Source organism: Ensifer sp. D2-11, from assembly GCF_054161295.1.
In genome coordinates, this window is sequence record NZ_CP096433.1 from 2,609,246 (window position 1) to 2,628,153 (window position 18,908).

The following is an 18,908-nucleotide window of genomic DNA, read 5'->3' on the forward strand; positions in this document are numbered from 1 at the left end:
CGGATTTCAGGCCGTTACGCGCTCGATGGCATCGATCAGCTTGGTCGGGTCGAACGGTTTGACGATCCAGCCGGTGGCGCCCGCCTGCCGCGCGCGGTTCTTCTTCTCCGCATCGCTCTCGGTGGTCAGCACGAGGATCGGCACCGCACGGTAGCGATCGTTCTTGCGCACACCCTCGATGAAGCCGAAGCCGTCGAGGCGCGGCATGTTGATGTCCGTTACGATCACGTCGGGGTTGGCCGTATCGAGCTTCTCGAGGCCCTCGACGCCATCCTCCGCCTGGATCGTTTCGAATCCGGCATTGTTGAGGGTGACGAGAAGCATGTTCCGGATCGTCCGGGAATCGTCGACAGTCAGAACTCTCTTCTTCATTGCTCAAATCTCCTTTGCCATCAGGGGACCGATGTCCGCCCCGATGAGCTGTGTCGTCTTGATGAAAGCGTCGGACACCTCGGCAAAGGTGAAAGACAGGCGATCCGCTTCCCAGCTTCTCGCGGCGGCCATGAGCACCTGGACACAAAGCGCCCCAACGCGCTCGACCGCGGACGCGTCGATCGCCACGGCGCCGCCTTTCAGTGCCAGGAGCCTTTCATGCAGCACCGTTGCCTCGTTCAGGTCCAAAACCGGAGCGAGCATCAGCGTGTTTCGTGCGGAGTTTCTGCTGGCCATTTTTCCCTCGCTTGAAATGCTCTACCTAGCGCCGCCATCCGGCCAGATGACGTTCGGACGTGACTTCGCCGAACGGGCTCGTGGTCTCGTCTTCCGGCGCCTCTATCCTCATCCGCGGGGCGAAGCTCGCGGCCGATCTCGCCTGACGGTCGAGATGAAAGCGACGGATGGTCTCGCCCAGTTCCACGATGACGCCGTGAAGATCGTCGGTCGACGCGAGGGCCGCGCCCGCGAGTGCGGCGCCTCGGTTCATCGCCTGCGCGACCCCGCCGATCTCCGAGGTTGCGGAGGCGAGATCGTTCACCTGACATTCCGCCTCGCGGGCAATGCCGGTGACGGCCTCGTTTATGGAGACTACCTGTTCGGCGATGCTGCTGATCGCGTGCTGGGTCCGGCCGACGATCTCGACGCCGGCCACGACCTGGCCCTTGGTTCCGGTCACGAGTTGCTTGATCTCGCGCGCCGCTTCGCCGGAGCGTTGCGCGAGCGCACGCACCTCCTGTGCGACGACCGCGAAACCGCGGCCGCTTTCGCCGGCCCGTGCGGCTTCGATGCCCGCATTGAGCGCCAGGAGATTGGTCTGGAAGGCGATCTCGTCGATCACGCCGATGATCTGACCGATTTTCTCGGCAGAAGCCTCGATGTCCGCCATGGCCGAGATCGCCTGGCCGGCGATCTCGCCGCTGCGCTCCACCGCGATGCGGGTTCGGCTTGCCTGGGCCTCGGTCTCGCCGATCCGGATCGAACCGGTGCGGATCCGCTCGGTTACGGTGCCGAGGCTCACGAGATGCTGGTCGATGGCTTTCGCTTCTGCGCCGGCATTGCCCGAGAATTCGGCGGCACTGCCGCGCAGGTCCGAGACGATGGCCTCGGCCGCCGTGGCGCGTTTGTCGGCCGCGAGCAGCGCATCCCTGATCTGGCCCAATGCCGTGTTGAGGCCTGCCACGATCGGCTGGTAGGTATCCGGCGCATCTTCCGGAAGACGCGCGGTCAAGTCGCCCTCCCCCAGAGCCCGGAGAAAATCCGCAAAGAGTGTCTTCAACTCGCTTTCGTCGTCCCGGCGCTGCTCCGAAAGCTGCCGCTGGTGCTGCTGGCGCAGCGTGTTGAAACGCAGCGAGACTGCAATCTCCATATCGACGAAGGCAGTGCGCACGAGAGCGGCGACGAGGTCGCGGAGTTCCCTCCTGCGTGCCTTGCCGAGGGAGAGGATCGATTTCGGCCAGGCATCCTCGATCGCACCGAGGATAAGGTGCTCGAGCACGATCGCGTGGCTGGCGATCTGCCAGCGCGGGTCGAGACCCATGCGACTTTCAGTATCGGCAAGCACCTTCACGCGCTCGGCATAGAGCCCGTCGAAACGGGCGTCCGTGAGCACGTTCCAGTGCGACGACTGAAGATCGTGCAGGCGGTCGATCTGGCGGTCGCTGTCGAAGTGGCGCGCCGCATCGGGGCTCGCCTGCAGGCGGTGCGAGAGGGCTCGCAGCGCCAGTTCGATGCGTGGCGAAAGAGCCTGGCGGTGATCGCGCAGCAGCGCGCAGGCATCCTCGTCGAGACCGGCAAAGCGCAGGCGTTCCAGCAGGCTGCCCGCCTGGCCCTTTCTCGCCTGTTCTGACGCTTCCTGTTTCACGCTGGTCCCCGCTGCTGATGCGTCCCGCATTCGAAATCCGCTGGGGAAGGGCCGCCGCCGGCGGCCGGTCACGCCCACCCGATGAGAGCAGCGCGCCCGGAAGCGCCCGCCATCGTCCGTCCCACAGTGATTTCAGTGAAAGTGGATACCGGACCGAAACCGGTACGGCGGTGCGGCATCATGCCTTGAGGAGAAGTCGAGACTTCCTATTCCGACGTGTTGGACCATGTTTATGGTTAATTCCTTGCTTGAAAGTTAATGCCTCCTGCCTCTTAACCGGAATCGCTAAAATTCAACCGGAGCTTTGCCGTCCACTATCGATGCAACGTTTTCTTTGAACGCAGCCACAGGTTTTCAATGATGAGAGTTTAGAATTGCGGATCTGTTTGACGTTCAGTATCGAAGCATACAGCGCCATGCGTCTCTCTTCGGACGGGCAGAGGTCGCTAGAGCATTTGAAGTGCTGCATGTTTCTTGTGTCGGCTGCGATTCAAAACATGCAGGTGTAATGGCGCGAAATATGCGTTGAGTAGCATCTTCAGGCACAGGGCGGCATCATGACGGTGCGCCACGGGACGTGAACAATGATTGTTCTTGGAATAGGCGCCATCATCACCGCAACGCTCGCAATGGCGGCGATATCGATCGTCGTCAATCTTGAGCACGGCCGCGCAACGAGCAGAACTTCCGTCTTCTGAGATTCCTTTACGGATCACTCCGGACATGCGCGGCAGTGCGCCGGCGCCATGCCTCGGCATAAGCCGCATAGGCGTCCGGCTTTGCGGCCGGTATCGGCTCGGCCCCCTTCTTAACGCGGGCGCCCGCGACGAGGCAGGCGGCGCCGAGGCTCGTTCCCGTGCTGTTCAGCCTGTTGGCGAGCACCGGCCGGCCGGTGGCGGCCGCAAGCATCCTCAGATAGGCGTCGTTCAAGGCAAACGGCCCCTCGACCAGGATCTCGCCCCTTGCGCCGATCAGATCGAGGCAGGTCGCCGTCATCAGTGCAAGATGAAAGGAGACGACCGCGAGCCGTTCGGCGGGAGCGAGCTTGTCTTCGTCCGCGGTCCAATGGGGGCTCGCAGCCGGAAACGGCCCTGAACCACCCGGCAGCGACGGCAGCAGCATATGCCCTTGCTCCAGGACACTCGCTTCCGCCTCCGGCGAGGCCGTCGGCGGATCGTCGCCGATCAGCAGGGAATAGGCGCGCCCGCCCATGAAGCGGGCCGAAGGCACCGGATCGCCGAGTGCGTTGACGTTGATGAGCGTGTCGCGCCGCTCGTCGAGTTTCACGGGCTCGGCGCCGACCGCGAGCATCACGACCCAGGTCCCGGTCGAGGCTACGGAGAATGGCGCCTGGCGCGTAATGAGATGCGGCAGCAACGAAGCGTTGGAATCGTGAATGCCGCAGTGGACCGGCGTTTCCGGTGGCAGACCGGTCTCATCCGCAACCTGCCGAAGCAAGGGACCAAGCACGTCGCCCGCCCTTCGCACCGGCGCAAAGAGATGGCGCCAGCCCTGCTCGTCGACCATCGACGAGAAGGTTGCCGCCTTCGGGTTCCAGAGATCGGTGTGGCAGCCGAGCGAGGTCAACTCGTTCGTCCTGACCCCCGTCAAGCGGTAGGACCAATATTGCGCATAGGTGAGGATCGTCGCGACGCGGGCGAAATGCTCCGGAAACATGCGCTGCTGCCAGAAGAGCTGAGCGCCGACATTGAGCCCCATCGGCAGGCGCGCCGAACCGGTCTCCGTGAAGGGAGGGCGCGCCTTCTCATATTCCTCCGCGAGCGCATCCGGCCCGGTGAATTCATAGTCCAGAACCGGCAAGGCGAGTTCGCCCGCTTCGTCGAGCAGCACGGCGGTCGCGCCGTGCGTGGTCACCGAAATCGCATCCACCGGGTGCTCGCGGTGAAGCGCCGCTAGACTGTCAAGAACGAAACGCCAAAGGCGCTCGGTGTCGAAATGCGGGTAGGGCCCGTCGTCGCTCACGCCATTGCCGGACTTGCGCACGGCGATTTCCTCGAAGCGCTCGAGATCGACCAGTGCGACCTTGGCGTTTGTCTTGCCGATATCGATGACGGCGACGGTTTTCATCATCATTTGAGGTGGAAGACGGTTTTGAGCGGCACGGCGACCGGCTCGTTGTCGGCGCGGGTCTCCATGATATCGGCCATATGGGCCCACCATTTCCGCATCACCGGATGCGACGGCAGGTCGCCCATCCTGTGATCGTCCGACCGCCAGAGCACGCCGAAAAGCAGGCAGTTCTCCTCATCGAGGTGGATCGAATAATCGGAGACACCGGCGTCCTTCAGGAGCGTGACCAGCTCCGGCCAGATCGCGTCGTGACGCGCCTGGTATTCGGCGGCCTTGCCGGGATGGAGCCGCATGCGGAAGGCATATTTTTCCATGACTTGCATCTCAATGAACGGGACGGCGGCGGGCGCGCTGCCAGAGGATCGGCAGCGCGATCACCGAAATCAGGAGCAGGCCGATGAAGATCGACATGACGATGCCGGGCACGTTCAGGAGGCCGAAGCCGAAGGTGACCATGCCCATGATCAGCGCCGCCAGAACGACGCCGGGTATCGTGCCGGAGCCGCCGAGGATATTGACGCCGCCGAGCACCACCATGGTCACGACCTCGAGCTCCCAGCCGAGCGCGATCGAGGGCCGTGTGGAGCCGAGCCGCGAGGTGAGGCAGACGGAGGCGAGCCCGGCCATGAGGCCGGTCAGCAGGAAGAGCGTGAACTTGACCCGCCCGACCCGAACGCCGGAAAAGAGTGCAGCCGTCTGGTTGTTGCCGATGGCATAGACGGCACGGCCGAAATTCGTCCTGTGCAGCAGGACTCCGTAAATGACGGCGAGCACGACGAAGAGCGTGAACTCGAAGGAGAAAACCCACCAGACATAGCCTTGGCCGAACCAGGCGAAGCTCTCGGGATAGCCGGTAAAGGCCTGGTCGCCGAGCACGATGAAGGACAGGCCGCGAAACAGGCTCATGGTGCCGATCGTCACCACGATCGACGGCAGGCCGAGGCCCGTGATCAGGAGCCCGTTGACGAAACCGCAGAGGAGACCGACGCCAAGGCCGATCGCGACGAGCGCCGGCGTGTCGAAACCGAGTTGCACGGCATAGCCCATGGCGGTCGAGGCAAGGGCGATGATGGAAGCGACCGAGAGGTCGATCTCGCCGGAGATGATCACCAGCGCCATGGCGAAGGCGATCATCGCCTTCTCGGTGAAGTTGAACGTAGCGTCGGAGAGGTTCCACGGATCGAGGAAATAGGGCGACGCCAGCGAATTGCCGAGGAAGATCACGATGGCGACCACGAAGAGCAACGCTTCCCAGCTCTTCAGAAGGCGAGCGCCGCCTCCTTGCAGGCGATCGGGAATGTTGCGGGGAGAAATTTGCGCGTCCGCCATCAGACCGCCTCCGCTTTCTTGAGAATGACCCTGCCCTTGCGCCGCTCGGCGCGGGCGTTGACGGCGACCGCGATGATGATGACCGTTCCGGATATCGCCAGTTGCGCGAAGGGCGAGATATTGATGACCGGCAGAGCGTTCTTGATCACGCCGAGGAAGAGCGCTCCGAGGACCGCGCCCGCCACCGAGCCGATGCCGCCGGCAATCGAAATGCCGCCGATGACGCAGGCCGCGATGATGTCGAGCTCGAAGCCGGCCGCGATGTCCACATAGGCGACCGCATAGCGCGATACCCAGAGGTAGCCCGACAGACCCGCAAGCGCGCCCGAGAGACAATAGGCGAAGAAACGCGTACGTCCGACATCGATGCCGGTATAGACGGCTGCGTGCGGATTGCCGCCGACGGCATAGAAGGCGCGCCCGAGCGGCGTGCGCCCCATGACCAGGAACATCAGCGCGACCATGACGAGCGAGAGCCAGGAAAGCACCGGCATGCCGGCCACATCCAGCCGCGGCAGCGCCTTGAAGGCGTCGCTCATCTCATGGGCATTGATCCACTTGCCGTTCGTCAGCACGAAGATGAGGCCGCGATAGATCGTCAGCGTCCCGAGCGTGACGACGATCGGGGGAATATTGAGCTTCCAGACCAACGTGCCGTTGATCGCCCCGAGGAAGCCGCCCAGCGCCATGACGGCGACAATGATGAGCGGTATCGGCAAGCCGGGAAAGGCGTTGTTCAACATGGCCGCGACCATGCCGCAGAGCGCGAGGTTCGCCGCCATCGACAAATCGATGCAGCGGGTGAGAATGACGGCCATCTGCCCGAGCGCCAGGATGACGAGGATAGAGGTGTCGCTATAGACGCGCGCGAGATTGGACGGAGCCACGAAAGCCGGAAAGCGCAAGGCGATCAGGGCAAGCAGCACGGCAATCGCGACGACGAGCAGGATTTCTCGGTTCTTGAGGAGCCTGGCCATCATGCGGCCCTCCCATCGGCTTGCGTTTCGATGCCTGCGGCGGCCCGCACCAGCTTCTCGGCGGTCAGTTCGGACCGCTCGTATCTTCCGGCGACGCGCCCCTCGCGCATGACGATGACGCGGTCAGACATCCCCATGATCTCGGGAATTTCCGAGGACACCATGATGACGCTCAAGCCTTGCGCCGCAAGCTCGCTCATGAAGGCATGAACGGCGGCCTTAGAGCCGATGTCGATGCCCTTGGTCGGCTCGTCGAGGATGATGACCTTCGGCCGGGTCGCGAGCCACTTGGCGATGACCACCTTCTGCTGGTTGCCGCCGGAAAGCGTGCCGACGTCCTGATCGAGCGCGGCGGCCCGCAGATCGAGGCGGGAGGTGTATTCGCGCGCCAGCGCGAATTCCTCGGCAAGCCGCAGGAAGCCCGAGCGCGAGGTGTGTGAAAGCGAGGGCAGCGTCACATTCTGGAAGATCGGCATGCCGATGATCGCCCCCTGCCGTCCGCGCTCTTCCGGCACATAGACGATGCCTGCGCGGATCGCCTCCGCCGGGCTGCGGATGACCAGCACCTCGCCATCGAGCTTCACGGCACCGGCGGACGGCCGGGTGATGCCGATCAGCGACTGCATGAATTCCGAACGCCCGGCGCCGACCAGGCCATAGAAACCCAGGATCTCGCCGCGCCTGAGTTCGAAGTTGATGTCCTCGAATTCGGTCGGGTGGCGATAACCGGAAACGGTAAGCACCGGCTGACCGATGGTCACCTCCTTCTTCGGATAGACGGAGCCGACGGCGCGGCCGACCATCATGCGGACGAGATCGTCCTGGCTGACGTCGGCGATCAGCCCTTCGCCGATCATCGCCCCGTCGCGAAAGACGGTATAGCGGTCTGCGATGCGGAAGATCTCATCGAATTTGTGGCTGATGAACAGGACGGCCTTGCCGTCGGCCTTGAGCCGTTCGATCAGATCGTAGAGCTCGTGAATTTCCTTGTGCGACAGCGCGGCCGTCGGCTCGTCCATGATGACGACGCGCGCATCGACCGAGAGCGCCCGTGCGATCGCGACCAGATGCTTCTTGGCGATGCCGAGATCGCGCAGGCGGATCGTCGGGTCGAAATCGGCGCCCGCGCGGCGCAACAGGGCCTGAGCGTCGGCGTTGAGCTGCTTCCAGTCGATGAGGCCGAAGCGGTTGCGCGGTGCGTGGCCGAGAAAGATGTTTTCCGCGACGGAGAGCTCGTCGAAGAGCACCGTCTCCTGATGAATCGCCGTGACCCCGGCGCGGGACGCCGCAAGGGCGGTCGGAAAGGTGGTCTCCGTGTCGCCGAGCCGGATGGTGCCCGCATCAGGCTGATAGATGCCGGTCAGTATCTTGACGAGCGTCGACTTGCCGGCGCCGTTCTCGCCGACGAGCGCCGTCACCGAGCCGGGATAGAGAGCGAGCGAGACATCGGAAAGAGCGCGCACGCCCGGAAAGGACTTCGATATGCCTTCAAGCGCAATGGCGGGCTTCATCCGCGATGTGGTTGTGTCCTGCAACAAGAGTGGATCCACCAGTTCAGTCGTTTCAATTGGGTGGCGGCCAAGCCCTCGATCACATGAGGCTGCCCCTCTCCTCGGGTTTAACCTGAGGACTAGCCCTCTCCCCGCAGGGCGGGGAGAGGGGACGAAGGCGGCGCCGCTTGTGTCCTTCTCCCCGTGAAACGGGGAGAAGGTGGCCGGCAGGCCGGATGAAGGGCAAACACCCCAGCACGATCAGAAGATCTTCGCGAATTCCTCGACGTTCGAGGCATCATAGACGAACGGGTCGGCCATGGCGCCTTCGTTGTTATCGTCGAGCTTGACCGTGCCCATGCGGCCCATCTTGAGTTCCGCGCCGGGCTTGGCTTCGGCACCGTTGATGAGGTCATAGGCGATCATCGTTGCCGAATAGCCGAGGTCGATCGGGTTCCAGATGGCGAAGGACTTCGAGGCGCCGGACTTCACGTGTCCGGCCATTTCGGAGGGAAGGCCGAGACCGGTGACGTTGATCTGGCCGATCTTGCCGGCGTCGGTCACGGCCTGCGCCGCGGCGACGATGCCGACGGAGGTCGGCGCGATGATGGCCTTCAGGTTCGGATGGGACTGGATGAGCCCTTGCGTCTCGCGATAGGACTTGTCGGCCAGGTCGTCGCCATAGACGGTGGCGACCACATTGATGCCCTTGTAGTTGCCCTGGACCTTCTTCATTTCGGCGATCCACGTATTCTGGTTGGTCGCCGTTGCGGAGGCCGAGAGCACTGCGACGTCGCCGCCTTCGGGCAGATTGTCGGCGGCGAGCTTGATGATCATGTTGCCGATCAGCGGGCTCGAGGACGGGTTGAGATGCATCAACCGGCCTTCCTTGGCCACACCCGAATCCCAGGAGATGACCTTGATGCCGCGATCCATCGCCTTCTTCAGTGCCGGGACGAGCGCGTCCGTGTCGTTGGCCGAAACCGCGATCGCATCGACTTTCTGCGCGATCAGCGAGTTGATCACTTCGATCTGGCCTTCGGCCGTCGTCGAGGTCGGGCCGGTATAGATGATCTCGACGTCGCCGAGTTCCTTGGCCGCTTCCTGAGCGCCCTTGTTGGCGGCTTCGAAGAAGCCGATGCCCAGTGCCTTGACGACAAGCGCGATCTTCTTGTTTTCCGCGTGAGCGGCATTGGCCATCAGCGCCACGGCGACGGCGGCCGTCACCATCAATGATTTCAGGACTTTCATCGTTTTTTTCTCCTCCCATGGGCCCGCATCCGGAGTGGCTGCGTCTTCCTGCCCGAACAATCATTTCCCGATCTTCACCCGGAAGCTCGGGACTTCAGCTCCTCTCCCCATGCTTCATGCGGATGTCGAAGCCTTTTCGGCGTCGGCCTTTGCGCTCTGAGTGGCGACGATCAGGCTGACGCCGGCATTCTCAAGCATCGAGGCATGTCTGTCCTCGATACCTGAATCGGTAATGACGGTGGCGATGCGCTTGAGGCCGCACAGAATGAGGCTCGAGCGCCTGTGAAATTTCGAGGAGTCGACGAGCACGACGAGGTCGTCGGCCTGGTCGATCAGCTTCTGCTCGGCCTGGATCAGCAGCGGATCGGCCTCCATCAGCCCGAGAGGCCCCAGCCCCTGCGCCCCCATGAACATGCGCCGCGCATAGAAGTTGCGCGTCACGTCGTTCTCGAAGGGGCTCAATATGATGTTCTGCTCGCGATAGATCGTCCCACCCGACAGCATCACGGTGTTCTTTGAATGCTTGAGCAGGTGTTCGGCGATCGGGAAGGAATTGGTGAAGACCTGCATCCGGCGATTGGCCAGGAAATGCACCATCTGAAAGGTCGTGGTGCCGCCATTGATGATGATCGGCTCGCCGTCCTGACAGAGCGCCACCGCTTCCCGGGCGATCGCCTGCTTCTCCCGCGCATGCAGACCCTCGTTCACCCGGAAGGGACGGCCGGCAAGGCCTACGAACTGCGGAGGGTTGATCGCTTCGGCACCGCCCCTGACGCGGCGCAGCCGCTTCTGCACATGCAGCGCCGCGATGTCGCGGCGGATCGTCGCCTCCGAGCTGCCGGTGAGATCGACCAATTCGGGCACGGTTGCGACCGGCTTTTCCTGCACCGCCGACAGGATGATCCTGTGTCTTTCTTTCTCGTGCATGCGCTCCTCCGATGCTCCGCATGCTTCCATCCCTTCCGAGCATTGTCAATCACAATCAATCATGTTTTTCCATTGTGCGGCGCATCATGAACGTTTTTGATCGTTTTTGATTGACATCCGCGTAATCACCGTGTGATCTGGTGCCAATCATATGGCCGCGGTTCATGTTGCGGCAGCCAGATCAGCGGAGGAGTTGGACATGCTCGACAAGCACCAGGGCGCGCGCCTTGCCAATCTTTGGGACGACGGCAAGGCGGCAGGAATGACCGAGCCGGAAAAGCTCCTCTACCGTTCGAACCTCCTCGGATCGGACAAGCGGATCACCAATTACGGCGGCGGCAATACCTCCGCCAAGGTCATGGAAAAGGATCCGCTGACCGGCGAAATGGTCGAGGTCCTCTGGGTCAAGGGCTCCGGCGGCGACGTCGGCACGATCAAGATGGATGGCTTCTCCACCCTCTACATGGACAAGCTCCGCGCGCTGAAGGGCATCTATCGCGGCGTCGAATTCGAAGACGAGATGGTCGGCTACCTGCCCCATTGCACTTTCGACCTCAACCCCCGCGCCGCCTCGATCGACACGCCGCTGCACGCCTATGTTCCGAAGCCGCATGTCGACCACATGCATCCGGATGCGATCATCGCCATCGCCGCCTCGAAGAACAGCAGGGAACTGACGAGCAAGATCTTCGGCGACGAGATCGGCTGGCTGCCGTGGAAGCGGCCTGGCTACGAACTCGGCCTCTGGCTTGAAAAGTTCTGCCAGGAGAACCCGGATGCGCGCGGCGTCGTGCTCGAAAGCCACGGCCTCTTCACCTGGGGCGACACGGCGAAGGAGGCTTACGAGACGACGATCGAGATCATCAACCGCGCCATCGCCTGGTTCGAGACCGAGAACACGGGTCCCGCCTTCGGCGGCCGGTCCAAACCGGTGCTCGCCGCCGCCGATCGCGCCGCCATCGCCAAGAAGCTGATGCCGGTGATCCGCGGTCTCATCAGCGCGGGGGAAAGCAAGGTCGGTCATTTCGACGACAGTCAGGCGGTGCTCGATTTCGTGACTTCGACCAGCCTCGAGCCGCTGGCGGCGCTCGGCACGAGCTGCCCCGACCACTTTCTGCGCACCAAGATCCGGCCGCTGGTCGTCGATTTCGACCCGGCGCAGCCGGATGTCGGCAATACCCTTGCGGGCCTGCCCGAGGCGATCGCCACCTATCGCGCCGACTACGCTGCCTATTACGAGCGCTGCAAGCGCGCCGACAGCCCGGCCATGCGTGATCCGAACGCGGTGGTCTATCTGGTGCCGGGCGTCGGCATGATCACCTTCGCCAAGGACAAGGCGACGGCGCGCATCTCGGCAGAGTTCTACGTCAATGCGATCAACGTGATGCGCGGCGCGTCCGGCGTGTCGACCTATGTCGGGCTGCCGGAGCAGGAAGCTTTCGATATCGAATACTGGCTGCTCGAAGAAGCCAAGCTGCAGCGTATGCCGAAGCCGAAGAGCCTTGCCGGGCGCATCGCGCTCGTCACCGGCGGCGCCGGCGGCATCGGCAAGGCGACGGCCAACCGGCTGATGCAGGAGGGCGCCTGCGTGGTGCTTGCCGATATCGACGAGACGGCGCTCGAAGCTGCTCAGACGGAGCTTTCCACCCGATACGGCAAGGACTTCGTCCGTTCCGTCAACATGAACGTCACGAGCGAGGCAGCCGTCGAATCGGGCTTCGGCGACGCGCTGCTTGCCTTCGGCGGCCTCGATATTCTCGTTTCCAATGCCGGCCTCGCCACTTCGGCGGCCGTGGAGGACACGACGCTGGCGCTCTGGAACAAGAACATGGACATTCTCGCGACCGGCTACTTCCTGGTCTCGCGCGAGGCTTTCCGCATCTTCCGCAACCAGAAGGCCGGCGGCAATGTCGTTTTCGTCGCCTCCAAGAACGGACTTGCCGCCTCGCCCGGGGCTTCGGCCTACTGCACGGCCAAGGCGGCCGAAATCCATCTCGCCCGCTGCCTGGCGCTCGAAGGAGCGTCGGCGCAGATCCGCGTCAACGTGGTCAATCCCGACGCGGTTCTGCGCGGCTCCAAGATCTGGACCGGCGAATGGAAGGAACAGCGCGCAGCTGCCTACAAGATGGACGTCGACGAGCTGGAGGCGCATTACCGCGAACGCTCGATGCTGAAGCTCAGCGTCTTCCCGGAAGATATCGCCGAGGCGATCTACTTCCTCGCTTCCGACATGTCGGCGAAGTCCACCGGCAATATCGTCAATGTCGACGCGGGCAATGCCCAGTCCTTCACCCGCTGATAGGGAGGCTCCGATGACCCTGATGATCAGCACATCCGTCCTGGATGCCGAGAATGCAAGCCGCCGGGGCGCTCTGACACGTGACTATGAAAGCCTCGGCGAGCGCCTCGCCCGCCGCGGCATCGATATCGATGCGGTGAAGGCCAAGGTCGCGGCCTACGGCGTTGCGGTCCCGTCATGGGGCGTCGGCACCGGCGGCACGCGCTTCGCCCGTTTCCCCGGCCCCGGCGAGCCGCGCAACATATTCGACAAGCTTGAAGACTGCGCCGTCATCCAGCAATTGACGCGGGCGACGCCGGCCGTGTCGCTCCACATCCCCTGGGACAAGGTGTCCGATCTGGGGGCGCTGAAGGAGAAGGGCTCGGCGCTCGGCTTGAGCTTCGACGCGATGAACTCGAACACCTTCTCGGACGCGCCCGGCCAGGCGCATTCCTACAAGTTCGGCTCCCTTTCGCACACCGATTCCGCGACCCGGCGCCAGGCGATCGAGCATAATCTCGAATGCGTCGAGATCGGCAAGGCGCTCGGTTCCAAGGCATTGACGGTCTGGGTCGGCGACGGCTCCAACTTCCCCGGCCAGAGCAATTTCACCCGGGCCTTCGAACGCTATCTCGACTCGATGAAGGCAGTTTACGCGGCGCTTCCGGATGATTGGCGCATCTTCACCGAGCACAAGATGTTCGAACCGGCCTTCTACTCTACGGTCGTGCAGGATTGGGGCACGAACTACCTGATCGCGCAGGAGCTCGGGCCCAACGCCTTCTGCCTCGTCGATCTCGGGCACCACGCGCCGAACGTCAACATCGAGATGATCGTCGCCCGGCTGATCCAGTTCAAGAAGCTCGGGGGCTTCCATTTCAACGATTCGAAATACGGCGACGACGATCTCGATACCGGATCGATCGACCCCTACCGCCTGTTCCTTGTCTTCAACGAGCTCGTCGATGCGGAGACACGCGCCGCGAACGGTTTCGATCCGGCCCATATGCTCGACCAGAGCCACAACGTGACGGACCCGATCGAAAGCCTGATGACCAGCGCCATGGAGGTCGGCCGTGCCTATGCTCAGGCGCTTATCGTCGATCGCAAGGCACTTGCAGGCTATCAGGAGGAGAACGATGCGCTGATGGCATCAGAAACACTGAAGACTGCCTTCCGGACCGACGTCGAGCCCATCCTCGCCATGGCCCGCCTGGAAAATGACGGCGCAATCGCGCCGGTTGCCGCCTACCGGGCAAGCGGCTACCGCGCCAGGGTGGCGGCCGAGCGTCCTGCAATCGCCGGCGGCGGCGGCGGCATCGTCTGAGCGGCACCGGCAGCGACTTTCTCCGAACCAGAACGGTAGAAAGTCGCGGCAGCGGCGCAGAAGGCATTCCGCGGTCAAAAATTCAGCGCGCGGCCAAATTGCCTTCTATCTCATTCCGAAACATGGTTTATCCTCTTCTTCAGATACAACGAGAGGGTGATTCATGGGCATTGAAAGCATTCTGGTATTCCTGATCGTCGGCGCGGTTGCAGGCTGGCTTGCCGGTTTGATCGTCAGCGGAGGCGGCTTCGGTCTGCTCGGGAATATCGTGATCGGCATCGTCGGCGCCTTCATCGCCGGCCTTCTCTTCCCGGCCATCGGGATCAGCATCGGCACCGGCATCTTTTCTGCCATTATTCACTCGACGATCGGCGCCGTGATCCTTCTGGTGCTGATTCGCGTCGTCAAACAGGCCTGATCCGCGTTTACCATCATACGGTCCGTGCCGGGCGCGGACCGGCCATCGCAAGCCAATGAGCGGAGGCGAAAATGACCGAACTCTACGCGGAAAAGATCGAAGACGCGCTCAAGTCGTACATCGCGGACCACCCCGGTACCCTGACGCGCGAACAGGCGATCTCCACGATTCTCGAAACCTGGTTCGCAAGCCACGGCTACCTGCCGTCGCAGCAGGAAGGGATGCGTCCCGAAGATCTCGATGCCTCGAATGACGACTGAAATGTGCCGCGCCCGAACGGCGGTTTTTAGCCATGCGCGGCCTGCACGCTGATTTCATCCAAAGTACAGATCGCCAGAAATGAGTCTTGCTTCCGTCAAACAGTTCTTTTCCCGGCACGCGCCGGACATCGACGTCATCGAGCTGGAGCAAAGCACCGCAACCGTGGCGCTCGCGGCAGAGGGTCATGGCGTCGAACCGGCGCAGATAGCCAAGACCCTCGCGCTCCGGGTCGGCGACGAAATCATCCTCATCGTCACGCGCGGCGATGCGCGCCTCGATAACAAGAAATACAAGGCGCGGTTCGGAACCAAGGCGCGCATGCTCGGCTTCGACGAGGTCGAGGCGGAAACGGGCCATCCCGTGGGCGGGGTCTGCCCCTTCGGGCTCGCCAAGCCCCACAGCGTCTATTGCGACGAGTCGCTCAAATCGTTCGACGTCGTCGTTCCCGCCGCCGGTGCGACCAACGCCGCCGTCCATATCAGCCCCGGGCGCATGGCCGAACTGACCGGTGCAGAATGGATCGATGTCTCGGCGGTGTGAGGCCTCCAGCACCGTGCCTTATCAGAAGCGCAAAAATTGCTGCAGCACTTTGATCTGCTGCATGTCTTTATTCGTGGCCCCTGATTGAAAGAAACATACGGTGGTCTTGGAAACGGTGGCCTTGGAATGGCCACATAGTTTAACTGAATGCAGACAGGACCCACCCAGCAGGCCGATGAGTCGGAATGCCACTGCGCTGTAGATCTGGAGCGGTACGGAGAATGAGAGCACTCGTCTGCGCCTTCACCCTCGCCACATTGGCGGCATGCCCGACGCAAGCAATGGACCGGTCCCTCGTCCGGCAATTCGAGAAGCTCGATCCCCAGACGCGGCTGGAGCAGCGTTGCGACACGGAAGCGATGGAGCGGATCGGCGCAGACAAGAACCGGTTCAAACCGGACAAGGTCATCGCCTATACCTTTGCCGATCCCGTCATGAAAGGCGACAAGATGAAGGCGACGGGCGCGGTATTCCGAAGCAAGGGGGACTGGTACAAGCTGGCATTCAGGTGCAAGACGGATTCCGAGCACCTCGAAGTGCTGTCTTTCGAATACAAGATCGGCGAACGCGTGCCGCGGGAGAACTGGGACCAGCTCTATCTTTACCCCTGAGGGAGCCGCACAATCTCGCCTAGAGGACCGCCATCAGGAACAGGAAGGACCCGAGCGACAGTACGGCGATGATGCTCATCAGCACCTTCATCATGTGTTCCGTCATTTCGTACATCCTACCAACTCCTCAGGAAGACGAATGCCGCACCTGCGCCGGACCGACGGGCCAGCCGGCCCGTCATCATCGACGTCAAGAATTTTGTAAGAAATTGGTTAACAAATCACTTCCATGGGCGTGATCCGGCTTGCTTCGCCCCACGACCCGCATTGGCGCGCGATTAACGCAGGGCCCCGCCGGTCTTCGAACCGGCCTGCGACTGCCCGGCTCCCCGGCCGCCCTGCGACACACCGCCGCCGTGCGCGCTACCGGGATTTGTTGCGTCCGGCCCGTTGCCGTAACCATTATTGCCCTTCGAACTGCCTCCTCCGCCGCCGCCCGACTTGGCGATCGCGTTCGAGGTGAGGCTCGTGGAAAGCAGCATCGTGACGGCAGGTGGCGTCACCACCGCGAAGCGCCCACAGTTCTTCAGAAACTCGCGCCGGTCTTCGTCGCTGCGCGACGGCAGCCCGTTTGGCATTTCGGAACTCATGGACGCCTCCCCTGTGCGTTGACTGTTTCGCCGAATTTACAGTAATATTTTTCGATATAATAGTGTTACATTTGGGTGCGTCCCGAAATATAGAATACTATATAATCAATTGTAATTAATCACAGATAGCTACAAATATATATTTCCCTTACATTAAAGAACGTTACAGGAATCGGCACCTTCAGCTATCAATAGCTGCCCTAGATCTTTCCTGACGGTCTCGACCGAAAGATGCGTCGCAACTCGCGGATTTTCCGCTTACCCTCCTGGCGCCGCGATGGGTATGGCTCACCGCCGTACCGGTCCCAGAACGGGTAGTGGGCGATCTCGGTCAAGAGCGTGAAAATGGTGAAGGGGACGAAGAGATAATCCCTTCCAAGCTGGACCTGTCTGCGTTGCAATTGAAGCCGCGGCAGCTTCCCGGCGGACAAACCGGACGCCCCGCCTATCCCGAACAGCGTGTCGGCCGTCAGAATTTGCGTCTCGACCGCATGTCTTTCGTAGCCCCTGGCGAAAAGCGACATCAAATGCTCCCAGTCGACGCTGTCCGAGGCTGCGAGCTTCGACAGATCGAGAAGGTGTCGCAGATCGATCAGGCCGCGCCAGTAGTCGCCATCCTGGAACTGATCATGCAGGATCAGGAAGACGATCTGGGCAAAGGGCGTGGGAACGCGGACGTCTCCTCCATCGAGGGCGATCCTGCGGCTGTGCCCATACAGCCATTCGATGTCGCTGAAGGAGGCCGGCCCCTTCGGCCGGCATTGAAGATCGATGCTCCCTGCATCCGTCGGCCGCTCCAGGACTGCGGGCAGATGGAATTTGGGGTTTCCCGGCCATGAACCGCTGCCGGCGGCAAGGCGGATCTCGTAACCGATATCCTGCAGTGCTCCAATCGATGAGGCCATGTCGGCGGGGCGGACGAGAATATCGAGGTCGGTCAGCATCCGCGCTCCGATCTCGTCCGGCTTCTGTCCGACCAGGATTGCCGCACCCTTCATGAGGACCGGCTCCACGCCGATGCGGTTGAGGCAATGTACCGCCTCCGTCAGTTGCGCCAACAGTCTCCTGTTGCGCTCCGCGTTCCTGTCGTAAATCAGAGAAAGGTATCGGCTGACATCCTCGGGCACGTCCCCCGCATATTTCGTCGCCGCAAGAGCCAGTGAGGAAACCGTCAGGCTTTCATTCGCAAGCGCGATGACCTGCTCCCAGTCCACGTCAGCCGGAGGGTTGCCGTTGAGGCAGGATGTGAGCGCAAGAAGGTTTCGGTAGCTACGACCCGTCATGGTGCCTGCTCAGCATCTCTACGGCCTCGTCCAGTCGCATATAGGAAAGCTCGACGGCACTGGCGCCGCGGATGGCGCCCAGCAGGGCGTCGAACTGCGACAGATCGAGGCGCCGTGTTGGCGTAAAGGCGCCGAGAAAGAGTTCCGACAGAACCCGCGCCGGTTCGACCGCGGCAAGTGCGGTCCGACCTTTGCGGCGGCGCAGAAGCGCGACGGTGCCGAGCGGTACCGCATCGTCAGACGCAAAGGGGACCGACGCAAGGTAGCGGACATATTGGTTGTCGAGGCGGCGATGAACCGGCGCCGCTTCGATCGTGCCGCGCATGCCTTCGAGGAGACCCCATGAGCCGCGCTTCAGAGCAGGGGCGAAGGGAACGCCCCGCAGCAGGCCGTCCGACCTCATCAGCGCGATATCGTCGCCGCCGCAGGCAAAGCCTGCTTCGAGAAGCGCGAGGGCGAGGGTCGACTTGCCTGCGCCCGGCGCGCCGCAAATCAGAAGCCCCTTCCCGTTCTTCACCAGGAGGGCGGCATGTAGCGCGACCTTCGTGCCGAGGCTTGCCAGCACATCCTCCGTCAGCAGCGCTTTCAGCGCCGGCACCGCTTCGTTGACCGCGACGATCATACCGGGGGAACGGCTGCGGCTGACGCACACGCGGTTGCCGAACTTGGTCACCGCGTAGGAGGCCGACGGCTTCAGGCCCTCCGACGCCTGATGATCGAATACGGGCAGGATCAGATCGAGGAGACCTCTATCGTGATAGGCTATCGAGACGGCGGCTCCCTGCAGATCCAGCACATGCGTGTGCAGCGGCTCCCCCTCCTCGGCGTCGAAAGCAATCTCCAGCAGACCCTCGCCGGACATGTAACGGAGGTAGTCCCGCACCGATCTGCGCGCTTCGGCCCGGCCGGCGCCACGCGCCACGAGATCGGCCTCCAGCCGGCGCTGCGACATGGATTCGGCGAGAAGGCAGGTGAGATACGCCGTAAGATCGTCGACCTCAAAAATCTGCTGCGACGCTTCGACGAAAATCGTCTTGCGCTGTCCAAGCAGAAAAAATCGTGCCCCGTCGGAGACGCGGAACTTCATTCCAACTCCCCTCGCGCTGCCGCGTGCCTCGGCATGTTTTCGTATTTGTGGTCGAAAATTCGCGATCCCGCCAGCCCCGATGAGGCGCCAACGGCAGAGGATTCAATGGGATACTGCTAAAGATACATCTTTCGGTGGTGAAATAAGCAGCT

At 62.5% G+C, this 18,908-nt stretch carries 19 protein-coding genes; 6 read left to right on the forward strand and 13 right to left on the reverse strand.

Annotated features, from left to right (window positions below; translation table 11 throughout):
• Positions 1-6: 6 nt before the first annotated feature.
• The 10 genes from M1D34_RS12575 to M1D34_RS12620 all read right to left on the reverse strand — a co-directional run bounded on the left by M1D34_RS12575 (position 7) and on the right by M1D34_RS12620 (position 10,361).
• On the reverse strand, positions 7-372 hold the full coding sequence (locus M1D34_RS12575; protein WP_003529950.1) for a response regulator: 366 nt from the start codon (positions 370-372) through the stop codon (positions 7-9).
• Between the two features lie 3 nt (positions 373-375).
• Positions 376-669 (reverse strand): STAS domain-containing protein, encoded by a 294-nt coding sequence (locus tag M1D34_RS12580; protein ID WP_014528987.1) that lies wholly within the window; start codon positions 667-669, stop codon positions 376-378.
• Positions 670-694: 25 nt separating this feature from the next.
• On the reverse strand, positions 695-2,296 hold the full coding sequence (locus tag M1D34_RS12585; protein ID WP_498779274.1) for a globin-coupled sensor protein: 1,602 nt from the start codon (positions 2,294-2,296) through the stop codon (positions 695-697).
• A gap of 705 nt (positions 2,297-3,001) precedes the next feature.
• The gene (locus tag M1D34_RS12590) at positions 3,002-4,390 is read right to left on the reverse strand and encodes an FGGY-family carbohydrate kinase (RefSeq protein WP_498779276.1); all 1,389 of its coding nucleotides are present in this window, start codon (positions 4,388-4,390) and stop codon (positions 3,002-3,004) included.
• Positions 4,387-4,701 (reverse strand): L-rhamnose mutarotase, encoded by a 315-nt coding sequence (gene rhaM / locus M1D34_RS12595; RefSeq protein ID WP_003529957.1) that lies wholly within the window; start codon positions 4,699-4,701, stop codon positions 4,387-4,389. Before rhaM ends, M1D34_RS12590 begins: the two co-directional genes overlap by 4 nt.
• Before the next feature lie 10 nt (positions 4,702-4,711).
• Positions 4,712-5,716, reverse strand: coding sequence for an ABC transporter permease (locus M1D34_RS12600; protein ID WP_498779279.1), 1,005 nt, complete (start codon positions 5,714-5,716; stop codon positions 4,712-4,714).
• On the reverse strand, positions 5,716-6,696 hold the full coding sequence (locus M1D34_RS12605; protein ID WP_014528983.1) for an ABC transporter permease: 981 nt from the start codon (positions 6,694-6,696) through the stop codon (positions 5,716-5,718). The genes M1D34_RS12600 and M1D34_RS12605 overlap by 1 nt, the downstream gene beginning before the upstream one ends.
• Positions 6,693-8,204, reverse strand: coding sequence for a sugar ABC transporter ATP-binding protein (locus tag M1D34_RS12610; RefSeq protein WP_003529960.1), 1,512 nt, complete (start codon positions 8,202-8,204; stop codon positions 6,693-6,695). Before M1D34_RS12610 ends, M1D34_RS12605 begins: the two co-directional genes overlap by 4 nt.
• A gap of 240 nt (positions 8,205-8,444) precedes the next feature.
• Positions 8,445-9,434 carry a rhamnose ABC transporter substrate-binding protein gene (rhaS, locus tag M1D34_RS12615; RefSeq protein WP_028009766.1) on the reverse strand — a complete coding sequence of 330 codons (990 nt, stop codon included), beginning with the start codon at positions 9,432-9,434 and terminating at the stop codon, positions 8,445-8,447.
• Between the two features lie 114 nt (positions 9,435-9,548).
• Positions 9,549-10,361 (reverse strand): DeoR/GlpR family DNA-binding transcription regulator, encoded by an 813-nt coding sequence (locus M1D34_RS12620; protein WP_153313139.1) that lies wholly within the window; start codon positions 10,359-10,361, stop codon positions 9,549-9,551.
• Between the two features lie 199 nt (positions 10,362-10,560).
• On the opposite strand from M1D34_RS12620, the gene M1D34_RS12625 reads away from it, so the two are divergent.
• The 6 genes from M1D34_RS12625 (at position 10,561) to M1D34_RS12650 (ending at position 15,796) form a co-directional block, all read left to right on the forward strand.
• Positions 10,561-12,660 carry a bifunctional rhamnulose-1-phosphate aldolase/short-chain dehydrogenase gene (locus M1D34_RS12625; protein WP_498779282.1) on the forward strand — a complete coding sequence of 700 codons (2,100 nt, stop codon included), beginning with the start codon at positions 10,561-10,563 and terminating at the stop codon, positions 12,658-12,660.
• A gap of 13 nt (positions 12,661-12,673) precedes the next feature.
• The gene (gene rhaI, locus M1D34_RS12630; RefSeq protein ID WP_498779284.1) at positions 12,674-13,966 is read left to right on the forward strand and encodes an L-rhamnose catabolism isomerase; all 1,293 of its coding nucleotides are present in this window, start codon (positions 12,674-12,676) and stop codon (positions 13,964-13,966) included.
• 163 nt (positions 13,967-14,129) lie between these two features.
• Positions 14,130-14,384, forward strand: coding sequence for a GlsB/YeaQ/YmgE family stress response membrane protein (locus M1D34_RS12635; protein WP_004435988.1), 255 nt, complete (start codon positions 14,130-14,132; stop codon positions 14,382-14,384).
• Positions 14,385-14,455: 71 nt separating this feature from the next.
• On the forward strand, positions 14,456-14,644 hold the full coding sequence (locus tag M1D34_RS12640; RefSeq protein WP_004435975.1) for a hypothetical protein: 189 nt from the start codon (positions 14,456-14,458) through the stop codon (positions 14,642-14,644).
• Between the two features lie 79 nt (positions 14,645-14,723).
• Positions 14,724-15,185: a YbaK/EbsC family protein gene (locus tag M1D34_RS12645; RefSeq protein ID WP_127598130.1), complete on the forward strand. Its 462-nt coding sequence runs from the start codon at positions 14,724-14,726 to the stop codon at positions 15,183-15,185.
• A gap of 221 nt (positions 15,186-15,406) precedes the next feature.
• Positions 15,407-15,796, forward strand: a complete 390-nt coding sequence (locus M1D34_RS12650) for a DUF930 domain-containing protein (RefSeq protein WP_498779287.1) — start codon at positions 15,407-15,409, stop codon at positions 15,794-15,796.
• Positions 15,797-16,074: 278 nt separating this feature from the next.
• On the opposite strand, the gene M1D34_RS12655 is transcribed toward M1D34_RS12650, so the two are convergent.
• The 3 genes from M1D34_RS12655 to M1D34_RS12665 all read right to left on the reverse strand — a co-directional run bounded on the left by M1D34_RS12655 (position 16,075) and on the right by M1D34_RS12665 (position 18,756).
• Positions 16,075-16,386, reverse strand: a complete 312-nt coding sequence (locus tag M1D34_RS12655) for a hypothetical protein (protein ID WP_498779289.1) — start codon at positions 16,384-16,386, stop codon at positions 16,075-16,077.
• Between the two features lie 200 nt (positions 16,387-16,586).
• Entirely contained in the window at positions 16,587-17,669 is a 1,083-nt protein-coding gene (locus M1D34_RS12660; protein WP_498779291.1) for a nucleotidyltransferase family protein, read from the reverse strand.
• Positions 17,656-18,756, reverse strand: coding sequence for a serine kinase (locus M1D34_RS12665; protein WP_498779293.1), 1,101 nt, complete (start codon positions 18,754-18,756; stop codon positions 17,656-17,658). The genes M1D34_RS12660 and M1D34_RS12665 overlap by 14 nt, the downstream gene beginning before the upstream one ends.
• Between the last annotated feature and the right edge of the window lie 152 nt (positions 18,757-18,908).